Genomic DNA, 10,927 nt, shown 5'->3' with positions numbered 1-10,927 from the left:
CGGCACCGTCGACCAGGACTCGTTCACCCACGGCACCTCGGCGCAGCGGCGGCAGTGGTTCACGACCGGCTACGAGACCGGCGACCCCGCGCGCTGCGACACGTTCGCCGCGAAGGACCTGGGCTGATCCGGTCCCGCGGAGGCGCGGTGCTGGACCGGCACCGGGGCGCGACTCCGCGCCGAACGCGAGGGCGAGGCGGTTGTCTCGAGACCCGTCGCCGCGACGGTGGCCGCCGGCACGACGTGCGGAGGTCTCGACCGTCGCACGTGCGGCGCTGGGGTCGCCCTGCGACGGGAGCGCTTCCGGCCTGAGCGGGGCGCTTCCGGCCCGGTGCCCGGTGCCCGGTGCGCGCGGCGCGCGGGGCACCCCCTCCGCTGGTGCCCCCCGAGCAGGGGTGTCCTGGCGTGGCGCGCCGGGGATACCGCTGCCCGCGACCGGATGATTGCACCCACATCGGGGGCGTCGGTCGACGCCGCACCTCCGTGAGCGCCCGGCGGAGCCGGGTCCACGTGCGACCGCGGCGGAGCCGGCAGGGTCGGACCGGGCCGCATGAGGAGATCCGTGCGACGCATCGAGTGGCGCAGCACCGCCGCCGCCCTCGCGGTGCCCATCGGCCTGGTGGGCATCATCATGCTGCTCGTCGTGCCGATCCCGGCCTGGCTGCTCGACGTGCTGATCACCGTCAACATCCTGTTCGCGCTCGTCATCCTGCTGACGACGATGTTCGCGAAGCGCCCGCTCGACTTCTCCGTCTTCCCGTCGCTGCTGCTGATCGCCACGCTGTTCCGCCTCGGCCTGAACGTCGCCTCCACCCGCCTCGTGCTGGGGGAGGGGGAGGCCGGCGCGGTCATCCACGCGTTCGGCTCCGTGGCCGTCGGCGGCTCCATGGTCATCGGCGCGGTCGTCTTCGTGATCCTCGTGGTCATCCAGTTCGTCGTGGTCACGAAGGGCGCCGAGCGCGTCGCCGAGGTCGGCGCGCGCTTCACCCTCGACGCGATGCCCGGCAAGCAGATGGCGATCGACGCCGACCTGAACTCCGGGCTCATCACCGAGGACGAGGCCCGCCGCCGCCGCAAGGAGGTCAGCGCCGAAGCCGACTTCTACGGCGCGATGGACGGTGCGTCGAAGTTCGTCAAGGGCGACGCGATCGCGGGCATCGTGATCGTGCTCGTCAACATCCTCGGCGGCATCATCATGGGCGTCGTCATCCACGGGATGCAGATCGGCGACGCGGTCAACACGTACACGCTGCTGACGATCGGCGACGGCCTCACCGCGCAGATCCCGGCGCTGCTCATGGCGGTCTCCACCGGCATGATCGTGACCCGCTCGAACTCCGACACGCGGCTCGGCGAGGACGCCGGCGCCCAGCTGACGCAGTCGCGGCTCGCGCTGATGATCGCGGGCGTCGCCGCCTGCCTGCTCGCCCTCATCCCCGGCATGCCGAAGATCCCGTTCCTCCTCGTCGGCGGCATCCTGATCTTCGTCTCCTTCCGCCTGCGCCGGGCCGAGCAGGCCAAGGAGAAGGACGCCGCGCTGGCCGAGGCCGCCGCGCACCAGCCCTCCGCGACGGACACGCCGGAGGAGCTGATGGAGCAGATGCGGGTGCACGCGCTCGAGGTGCAGCTGGCGCCCGACCTCGTCGACCTCGTGTCCGGGGTGAGCGACGACCTGCTGGCGCGGGTGAAGGCGCTGCGCCGCCGCATCGCGATGGAGTACGGCGTCGTCGTGCCGCCCGTCCGCACCCGCGACAGCGTCGACCTGCCGCCGTCGACCTACGTGGTCCGCGTCGCGGGCGTGGAGATGGGGCGGGGCATCGCGCCGGCGGGCAAGGTGCTCGCGCTCGGCGAGATGCTCGACGCGCTGCCGGGCACGCCGACCGTCGAGCCGGTCTTCCAGCTCGCCGGCAAGTGGATCCCCGCGGAGCTGCGGCACGCGGCCGAGACGACCGGCGCCAGCGTCATCGACCGGGGCTCCGTGCTCGTCACCCACCTCTCCTCCGTCATCACCGACAACGCCGGCCGCCTGCTGTCCCGCGAGGACGTGCGGGTGCTGACCGAGGGGATCAAGCGCATCAGCCCCGCTGTGGTGGAGGAGCTGATCCCGAACCTGATGACGCTGGCGGAGGTGCACCGGGTGCTGCAGGGCCTGCTGGCGGAGCGGGTGCCGATCAACGACCTCTCGCGCATCTACGAGGCGCTGACGCTGCGCGCGAAGGTGTCGACGGACCCGGAGGGCCTCATCGAGGCCGCGCGTGCGGCCCTCGGCCCGGTGCTCGTCTCCGCGCACCTCGACGAGCGCACGCTGCGCGTCGTGATGATCGACCCGCATCTGGAGCAGTCGATGCTCGAGAACCTGCGGCCGTCCGAGGCGGGCACCCAGATCCTGCTCACCCCGGACCGCATCGGGCAGATCGTCGAGTCGTTGCGCGGCGCCGTCGACGCAGCGGAGGTGCGGGGATGGTCGCCGGTGCTGGTCTGCGCCCCCGCGCTGCGCCCGGCGGTCCGCCGCCTCGTCGCGCCGCAGACGAACGGGCTGCCGGTGCTGTCGTACCAGGAGGTGACGTCGGCCGACGTCATCATCGAGACCGTTGGAGTGGTTCGTGCCCTCGATACGATTTCGGCTTGAGAAGCCGACCCTGAACGGCCTCGCCGCCAGGGTCGCCGAGCAGTACGGGCCGGACGCCCGCATCCTCGACACCGAGGAGTCGATCGTCGGCGGCATCGCCGGCATCTTCGGCCGCCGGGTCATCGACGTCACGGTCGAGCTGCCCGACCGGGCCGCGCCCGACGGCGCCCACGAGTTCTCCATGCGCACGCGCGTCGGGCTGGCCGCGCTGCTCGACGACGCGGACGCGATGGACCTCGGCCCCGCGCACGCGCTCGGCGACGACCCGTGGGCCGGGCCAGCGCCCGCAGCCGCGGCGGTCTCCACGCAGGGCGGCGACTTCGCCTCCGTACTCGACGCGCTGCGCATCGACGTCGAGCCCGCGGGGGAGGCGGGCGGCGGCACCCCCGCCCGCCCGCTGCGCCGCGAGCCTCCCGCGACGCCGACCGTGTTCACCGCGGTGCCGACGAGCCCGCGCCCGTTCGCGACGCTGCAGCCGGCCCGACCGGCGCCGCAGCCGATGCGGGCCGTGCCCCGCGCCGCCGCAGTCAAGGCGCTCGAGAGCGCGCCGCGACCCGCCGTCGCGCCCCGCCCCTCCAGCGCACCGCCGACGCCGCAGGGCCCGCTGACGCCGCAGGAGATCGCCGCCGCGCAGCAGCACGTGTGGGCGACGCCGGAGCCGCGCTCGCGGATGGGCATGACGACCCCGGGGGCGCCGCCGCCGCGCCGGGACCGGCCGGGCGACCTGCTGCTGCTCGTCGGCGTCGGCGACGACGCCCTGCGGGTCGCGAAGGCGCTGCGGCACCGGATGCAGAAGGGCTACCTCTGCGACGGCGGGGCCCTCGAGGGCAACACCCGCCGCCGGGTCGACGACCGCCGGGGCGCCGTCGCCGCCCGCGCCTACGGCGTCCGCAGCGACCAGCCCGTGATCGTCGCCTACGGCGTCGGTCGCGGCGCCGTGCCCGACGACGAGCTGGGCGGCCTGTTCTCGATCGACAGCGACCAGGCGTGGCTCGTGATCGACGCCGAGCGCGACCCGGAGGAGACCCTCGAGTGGACCGGCCGCCTGCGCGGCCACCTCCAGGTCGACGCGGTCGCCAGCCTCCGCGCGCCTCGGGACGGCCGCCCCGAGGCCGTCGAGGTGATCGGCCTCCCCGAGGCCTGGCGGGAGCTCGCCGGCTGACCGATTCCGTTTTGAAGGAACTTCTGCGCGAACCGCGGCGAAGTTCCTTCAAAACGGAAGCGCGGCCCTCGTAGGGTGGGCGGGTGCTGGTGCTCACGCGGAAGAAGGGTGAGCGCGTGATGATCGGTGACGACATCGTCATCACCGTCATCGACGTCCGGGGCGACGGGGTGCGCATCGGCTTCGACGCCCCCCGGGGCGTCAGCATCCAGCGCGCCGAGGTCGTCGCCGCGGTCGAGGAGGCCAACGCCGGCGCCGCCGCGTCCGCCGCCAAGGGCCCCGATCTGCTGCTCGGCCTGCTGACGAAGGCCCGCAGGCAGGACGCGCCGGCCGCATCGGAGGAGGCGACCGCGCCGGTCCGGGAGGCGGACGCCGCGCCGGCCGCCCCGCGGGCGGCCCGCGCCACGCTGCCCGCCGGCCTGCCGAAGCCGACGCCGCCGAAGCCCCGCGCCTAGCGCCGCCGACGGTCGGTTCGACGCGCTGTCCCCGATCCGACGGGATGCGCCGCCGAGCGAGGAGCGGCGCGTCGATCCAGCGGTCGAGGTCGCCGCGCCGGAGGTCACGCGGGCAGCGGTCCGCCGCGCTCGTCGATCAGCTGCAGCAGCCGCCGCACCACGCGGTCGCCGCTCGCCCGGATGCCGTCGTGCTCCCACTCGTTCGTGACCCACGTCTGCACGTTCCCGACCGCCGCCGCGGTCTCCAGCTGCAGCCCGGCGTCGACGTAGAGGTCGTCGTGGTAGACGACCGCAGCCACCGGCACCTCGTTCGCGGCAAGCCGCGCGTGGGCGTACAGGGGCTCCCACTCGGTCCGCATCGCGAGCACGTCCGCCGCCGCGGCGAACGGCCGCAGCAGCCGGATCTCGTCGAACATCCAGCGGAACATCGCCTCGCCCGTGAACCGCAGGGGCCGCGCGCCGGTCGCGAACTCCGGATGCCGAGCGTGCTCGGCGTCCGCCGCCCAGGCGGTCGCGCCCGACTGCGGGTCCCCGTAGATCGGCTCCTGCAGCACCGCCCACAGCGGGCCGTCGGCGAACCCGGTGTCCGCCTGCACCTCGGCGAGGAAGGTGTCCGAGAGCCCGCCGCCGGAGCCGGTGAGCGCCTCGTCGAGCAGCCAGTGCACGCGCTCGAAGCCGTGCCCCATGCCGAACCCGTTGCCGAGGAGCTGCAGCCGCCGCACGCCGAACCGATCGCCGTCGGGCAGGCGCACGTCCTCCGCGTCGAGCAGGTCCGCGACCCGGCCCGCGATCGCGACGTCCCCCGGGTACCGGCGCTCGAACTCCCGGTTCTTCGCGAGCGCCCGCGGGTAGGTGCGCCGGTACACCTCCGCCGCGGAGGGGTGCAGGCCGGCCAGGCCGCCGGTCACGAGGCACGCGGTCAGCGCCTCCGGGGCGATCGACAGGTACGTCATCGTCAGCCAGCCGCCGTAGCTCTGCCCGATCGTCGCCCAGCGGCGGCCGCCGAAGTCGGTCGCCCGCAGGTGCTCGGCGTCGCGGACGATCGAGTCGGCACGGAAGCGGCCGAGGAACGCCGCCCCCGCCTCCCCGGTGCCGAAGGCGCGCATCCGCGCCCCGTCGACGCGGCTGCTGCGCCCGGTGCCGCGCTGGTCGAGCAGCACGAGGCGGTAGCGCTCCAGCAGCGCGCCGAGCCAGCCGGAGGCGTCGTCCGGTCGGGGCCCCTTCCCGCCGGGGCCGCCCTGCAGGAACAGCATCAGCGGGAGGTCCTCGTGCCGGCGGTGGGCCGAGACGACCTCCCGCGCGAACACCGTGATCGACTCCGCGCCCGGCGAGGCCCAGTCCAGCGGCACCTCGACCTCGTGGTCCCGCACGTGCAGGCCGGGCATCGTGTACTCCGCGGTGATCACCCCGACATCCTCCGCCGTCCCGCGGCGGCCGCGCCTGTGCGCCGGTCCTCCTGGAGGCACGCGAAGTGCGGCAGGGTGGCGACGTGAGCGCGGTCGCCGGCATCGGAGCACGGGGCGCGCTCGGCGTCGTCGGGGTGCTGGTCGTCGTCGAGTTCGCCTCGGGCGTCCTGCAGGGCTACTACGTCCCGCAGCTGACCGACATCGCGCGAGCGCTCGGCATCCGCGACGCGGACGTGAACTGGCTGGAGGGGGGTCAGCTCGCGATCGCCGTCGTCGCCGTGCCGATCCTGGCCAAGCTCGGCGACCTCGTCGGCCACCGCCGCATGCTGCTCGCCTCGCTCGCGGTGACGGCGGTCGCGAGCCTGGGTCTCGCCGCGACCACCCGCTCGTTCCCGCTGTTCCTGCTGCTGTGGGCGCTGCAGGGCGTGTACACGGCCTGGCTGCCCCTCGAGGTGGCGCTGATCGCCCACCGGGCCCGCACCCGCCCGGACCCGCAGGCGACCACCCGCGCCGGTGCGGGCGTCGTCGTCGCGGCGCTGGAGGCGGGCGCGATCGCGGGCGCGCTGGCCGGCGGCTCCGCGCAGGCCCTGCTGGGCTCCCTGCCCGCCGCGCTCCTGGTGCCCGGCGTGCTCGTCGGGATCGCGTTCCTCGCGGTGCTCCTGGGGGTGCGGGAGTCCGGCGAGCGGGCGGAGGGGCGCCTCGACACCCGCGGCGCCGTCCTGCTCGGGCTGGCGCTCGCGGTCCTGACCGGCGCGCTCAGCCTGCTGCGCCTCCAGCCGGGCACGGTGCTCGGCTGGGTGGTCCTCGTGCTGGGGCTGGCGGTCCTCGCCGTGTTCGTGCTCGCCGAGCGGCGCACGGCGGATCCGCTGATCGACATGCGCGTCCTCGCCCGCCCGGCGGTCTGGCCGATCCAGCTCGCCGCCCTGCTGCTCGGCGTCAGCGTGCTCGGCGCGCAGGGGCCGCTGTCGACGTTCGTCCGCACCGACCCGGCGCAGGTCGGCTACGGCCTCGGACTCAGCAGCGCGACGCTGTCCATCGTCATCGGGGCATACGTCCTCGCGCTGCTCGTCGGCGCGCTGCTGCTCGGCCCGGTCTCCCGCCGCGCGGGCACCCGCGCGACGTTGATGGCGGGCTCGGCGGTCGTGGCCGCCGGCTACCTGGCCCTCATCCCGTTCCACGGCTCGCTCGGCGAGGTGCTCGGCGCGATGGCCGTCGCGGGGCTCGGCTCCGGCACCCTGGTCGCCGCCCTGCCGGCCGCGGCCGCCGCCGTCGCGCCGCCCGGCCGGACCGCCGTCGCGACAGGGCTCACCAACACCGGCAAGTCGCTGGGCGGCGCGTTCGCGTCGTGCGGGTTCGCGATCGCGCTCGCAGCGGGCGCGCCGGCCGGCGGCACCGCGGGCAGCTACGCCGGCTACCTGACGGTCTGGGCCGTCTGCGGCGGCACGGCGCTCGTCGGCGCCGTCGCGCTCGCGGTCGTGCCCGCGGCGGCGTTCCCGCGCAGGGCGACCGCATGAGCCCCGCCGAGCGGCTCGCCGAGCTGATCCGCATCCCCACGATCTCCGAGGAGGGGGTGCGGGACGAGGCGGCCTTCGAGACGTTCCGGCGGCGCCTCGCCGAGCTGTACCCGCTCCTGCACGAGCAGCTCGAGCGGGAGGTGGTCGCCGGCGGGACGCTGCACCTCCGCTGGGCCGGAGGCGCAGGGCCGGTCGGGCGCCCGACGGCCGAGCCGTCGGGGATCGTCCTGCTGGCGCACTACGACGTCGTGCCCGTGACGGACCAGCGATGGCGCCGCGACCCGTTCTCCGGCGCGATCGAGGACGGCGTCGTGCACGGCCGCGGGGCGCTCGACGACAAGGGCCCGCTCGTCGCGGTGCTGGAGGCGGTCGAGGGCCTGCTGGCGGAGGGGTTCGCGCCGGCCGGCGACGTGCACCTCGTGCTCGGTCACGACGAGGAGGTCCTGGGCACCGGCGCCCGCGCGGTGGCCGGGCTGCTGCGCGACCGCGGCGTCCGTCCGTTGCTCGTGCTCGACGAGGGCGGCGCGGTCGTGGAGGGGATGGTGCCCGGCGTCCGCGGGCCGCTGGCGATGATCGGCCTGACGGAGAAGGGCGTCGCGACGATCCGGCTCGCCGTGCGGTCCGCAGGCGGTCACGCCTCCGTCCCGCCGAGGCGCCAGGCGACCGTGCGCCTGGCCCGCGCCCTGACCCGCATCGAGCGCCACCCGTTCCCCGCGCGCACCAGCCCGGCCGTCACGGCGATGGCCGCCGCGCTCGCGCCGCGCCTCCCGCGCGCCGTCGCCGCGCTGCTGGCCGCTCGCCCGGCGGCGCCCGCGCTCGGCCCGCTGCTCGGCCTGCTCGGCGGCGTGCCGGCGGCGCTCGCGCGCACGACGGTCGCGGTCACCCGGCTGCGCGCGGGCACCGCGGCGAACGTACTGGCGGCGGAGGCGACCGCGGACCTGAACGTGCGGATCGCGCCAGGCGGCACCGTCGCGGGCGTCGCCGCGCGCCTCCGGCGTGTCGTGCGCGACCCTGAGGTACGGATCGAGGTGCTGGCGGGCGACGACCCGCCGCCCCTGACCCGGTCGAGCGGCCCGGCCTGGGACCGCGTCGTGGCCGCGGTGCGTGTCGCCCATCCGGCGGCGCTCGCGGTGCCCTACGTGATGGTGCAGGCGAGCGACGCGCGCCACTTCACCGGCCTGGGCGCGGACGTCTACCGCTTCATGCCGTTCGCGATCACCGCGCAGCAGCTGGGGGCGATCCACGGCCCCGACGAGCAGGTCCCGATCGCCTCGCTGGAGGCCGCGATCGCCTTCCATCGGGCCCTGCTCACCGTCTCCTGACGCGCCGGGGAGCGCGTGTCCCCCGCATTGGGGCGCCCCGCTATGGGGATTCCACCCGCTAGAGGCCCTTTCCTAACCTGATGCAGCCGGAGACCGCGGGGTACCCGGTGACAGGAGCGGACATGTCGATCACCACGCCCAGCGGCGCGAACGTGTTCGGTGCGCCCTTCGTCGAGATCCTCGAGTACCCGATCGAGCGCGAGGCCGCCCTCAGCGTCTCCGCGACCCTCTGTCGTCGTCACCACCTGCTGCCCATCGGCCGCGACGGCGGCACGCTGATCGTGGCGATGGAGGACCCGAACGACATCCTCGCGCTCGACGACGTCTCCGCCGCGACCCGCATGCGCATCCGCCCGGTGCTCGCGGACAAGAAGGACCTCGCCACCGCGATCGACCGGTACCACCGCGCCGACGACGAGCTGAGCGACCTGCAGCACGAGCTGTCCGAGCAGGGACGCGCCGGCGAGGAGTCCGCCGTCGTCGAGGACGACGAGGCGCCGATCGTCCGCTTCGTCAACCTGCTCATCTCCCAGGCCATCCAGGACCGCGCCTCCGACATCCACATCGAGCCGGGCGAGCTGGAGCTGCGGGTCCGCTACCGCATCGACGGCGTGCTGAAGGAGGTGCAGTCGGCGCCGACCTCCATCCAGGCCGGCGTCATCTCGCGCCTGAAGGTGATGGCGGAGCTCGACATCGCCGAGCGCCGCAAGCCGCAGGACGGCCGCATCGCGGTCCTGCACCAGGGCCACAAGATCGACCTCCGCGTCGCGACCCTGCCGACCGTGTACGGCGAGAAGGTCGTCATGCGGATCCTCGACAACTCGGGGACGGCGCGGAACGTCGCCGACCTCGGGATGTCCGGCCGCAACCTCACCGCGTTCCGGGGCGGCTACACCCGCCCGAACGGCATGGTGCTGGTCACCGGCCCGACCGGGTCCGGCAAGTCGACCACGCTCTACACCGCCCTGCAGGACGTGTCGAAGCCGACCGTCAACGTGATCACCGTCGAGGACCCGGTGGAGTACCGGATCGGCGGCGTGAACCAGGTGCAGGTGAACCCGAAGGCGGGCCTGACGTTCGCCTCCGCGCTGCGCAGCATCCTGCGGAGCGACCCCGACATCGTCCTGATCGGTGAGATCCGCGACCACGAGACCGCGCAGATCGCGGTCGAGGCCGCGCTCACCGGCCACCTCGTGCTCTCCACGCTGCACACCAACGACGCGCCCTCCGCCATCACCCGGCTGGTCGAGATGGGGATCGAGCCGTACCTGGTCGGCTCGGCGCTTTGCTCGGTCGTCGCGCAGCGCCTCGCCCGCCGCCTCTGCGACAAGTGCAAGCGCCCGGCGAACTACACCGAGGAGACGCTGCTGCAGATCGGCCTGATCCTGGAGGAGGACGAGGAGCTGTACCTGCCCGTCGGCTGCTCCAACTGCGCCGGCACCGGGTACCGCGGCCGCATCGCGCTCCACGAGGTCATGACCGTGGGGGAGCAGATCGAGCGGCTCACGATCGATCGCGCGTCGTCGAGCGAGATCGGTCGCACCGCGATCCAGCAGGGCATGGTCTCCCTGAAGCAGGACGGCTGGAACAAGGCCTGCTCCGGGCTCACGTCGATCGAGGAGGTTCTCCGTGTCGTTGCTTGATCTGGATGAAGAGGTCCGCGGCTCCGTGCCCGGTCTCGCCAGGCTGGACACGGCGCTCAGCGCCGTGATCGGCATGAAGGGATCCGACCTGCACGTCGCCGCCGGCGCGATGCCGATGGTCCGGGTCGCCGGCGCCCTGCGCCCCGTCCGGAACGTCGGCGTGTGGACCGCGGACGACGTGCGCAGCATCCTGACCTCCGCGATGTCGCCGCACCAGCTCGAGCGGTTCGAGGACGAGCTCGAGCTCGACTTCGCGTACGCGCTGGGGGACCAGGCGCGCTTCCGCGTGAACGTGTACATGCAGCGCGAGGCATGGGGCGCCGCGTTCCGGCTCATCCCGACCGAGATCAAGTCCTTCGACGACCTGGGGCTGCCCGAGTCGATCGGCAGCTTCGCCGACCTGCCCCGCGGCCTGGTGCTCGTCACCGGCCCGACCGGCTCCGGCAAGTCCACGACGCTCGCGGCGCTGATCGACCGCGCGAACGAGACTCGCGCGGACCACATCATGACGATCGAGGACCCGATCGAGTTCGTGCACACGAGCAAGACGGCCCTGGTCAACCAGCGCGAGGTCGGCACCGACACGCGCAGCTTCGGCGCCGCGCTGAAGCACGTGCTGCGCCAGGACCCCGACATCATCCTGCTCGGCGAGCTGCGCGACCTGGAGTCCATCCACGTCGCGCTGACCGCTGCGGAGACCGGCCACCTCGTCTTCGCGACCCTGCACACCTCCGACGCCGCGCAGTCGATCGACCGCATCGTCGACGTCTTCTCCGCCGACCAGCAGCAGCAGGTG

The 10,927-nt window shown here is 74.3% G+C and carries 9 protein-coding genes; 8 read left to right on the top strand and 1 reads right to left on the bottom strand.

Annotation, left to right across the window (positions count from 1 at the left end):
- The 4 genes from ACFE60_RS14150 to csrA all read left to right on the top strand — a co-directional run.
- On the top strand, positions 1 to 127 hold a 127-nt coding region (locus ACFE60_RS14150; RefSeq protein ID WP_375389508.1), incomplete at its 5' end, for a neutral zinc metallopeptidase.
- A gap of 504 nt (positions 128 to 631) precedes the next feature.
- Positions 632 to 2,629, top strand: coding sequence for a flagellar biosynthesis protein FlhA (locus ACFE60_RS14145; RefSeq protein WP_375389507.1), 1,998 nt, complete (start codon positions 632 to 634; stop codon positions 2,627 to 2,629).
- The gene (locus ACFE60_RS14140) at positions 2,604 to 3,791 is read left to right on the top strand and encodes a hypothetical protein (protein ID WP_375389506.1); all 1,188 of its coding nucleotides are present in this window, start codon (positions 2,604 to 2,606) and stop codon (positions 3,789 to 3,791) included. Before ACFE60_RS14145 ends, ACFE60_RS14140 begins: the two co-directional genes overlap by 26 nt.
- A gap of 83 nt (positions 3,792 to 3,874) precedes the next feature.
- Complete coding sequence (csrA, locus tag ACFE60_RS14135; RefSeq protein ID WP_375389505.1) at positions 3,875 to 4,246, top strand: carbon storage regulator CsrA; 372 nt, start codon at positions 3,875 to 3,877, stop codon at positions 4,244 to 4,246.
- 104 nt (positions 4,247 to 4,350) lie between these two features.
- Here the strand turns inward: csrA and ACFE60_RS14130 are convergent, their stop codons facing one another.
- Positions 4,351 to 5,652, bottom strand: a complete 1,302-nt coding sequence (locus ACFE60_RS14130; RefSeq protein WP_375389504.1) for an alpha/beta fold hydrolase — start codon at positions 5,650 to 5,652, stop codon at positions 4,351 to 4,353.
- 83 nt (positions 5,653 to 5,735) lie between these two features.
- Between ACFE60_RS14130 and ACFE60_RS14125 the strand changes: the two genes are divergently transcribed.
- The 4 genes from ACFE60_RS14125 to ACFE60_RS14110 form a co-directional block, all read left to right on the top strand.
- Positions 5,736 to 7,166: an MFS transporter gene (locus ACFE60_RS14125; RefSeq protein ID WP_375389503.1), complete on the top strand. Its 1,431-nt coding sequence runs from the start codon at positions 5,736 to 5,738 to the stop codon at positions 7,164 to 7,166.
- Positions 7,163 to 8,488: a M20/M25/M40 family metallo-hydrolase gene (locus ACFE60_RS14120; RefSeq protein WP_375389502.1), complete on the top strand. Its 1,326-nt coding sequence runs from the start codon at positions 7,163 to 7,165 to the stop codon at positions 8,486 to 8,488. Before ACFE60_RS14125 ends, ACFE60_RS14120 begins: the two co-directional genes overlap by 4 nt.
- Before the next feature lie 122 nt (positions 8,489 to 8,610).
- Positions 8,611 to 10,131, top strand: a complete 1,521-nt coding sequence (locus ACFE60_RS14115) for a GspE/PulE family protein (RefSeq protein ID WP_375389501.1) — start codon at positions 8,611 to 8,613, stop codon at positions 10,129 to 10,131.
- The coding region (locus ACFE60_RS14110) for a type IV pilus twitching motility protein PilT (protein ID WP_375389500.1) at positions 10,118 to 10,927 on the top strand (810 nt) is incomplete at its 3' end. The genes ACFE60_RS14115 and ACFE60_RS14110, both read left to right, overlap by 14 nt.

Source organism: uncultured Amnibacterium sp. (assembly GCF_964245895.1).
GTDB lineage: Bacteria > Actinomycetota > Actinomycetes > Actinomycetales > Microbacteriaceae > Amnibacterium.
This window is presented reverse-complemented; position numbering and strand designations above follow the sequence as displayed.

Coding starts and splice junctions, on each gene's coding strand:
- ACFE60_RS14120 (WP_375389502.1), top strand. CDS start 7,163: ATGAGCCCCGCCGAGCGGCTCGCCGAGCTGATCCGCATCCCCACGATC.
- ACFE60_RS14145 (WP_375389507.1), top strand. CDS start 632: ATGCTGCTCGTCGTGCCGATCCCGGCCTGGCTGCTCGACGTGCTGATC.
- ACFE60_RS14115 (WP_375389501.1), top strand. CDS start 8,611: ATGTCGATCACCACGCCCAGCGGCGCGAACGTGTTCGGTGCGCCCTTC.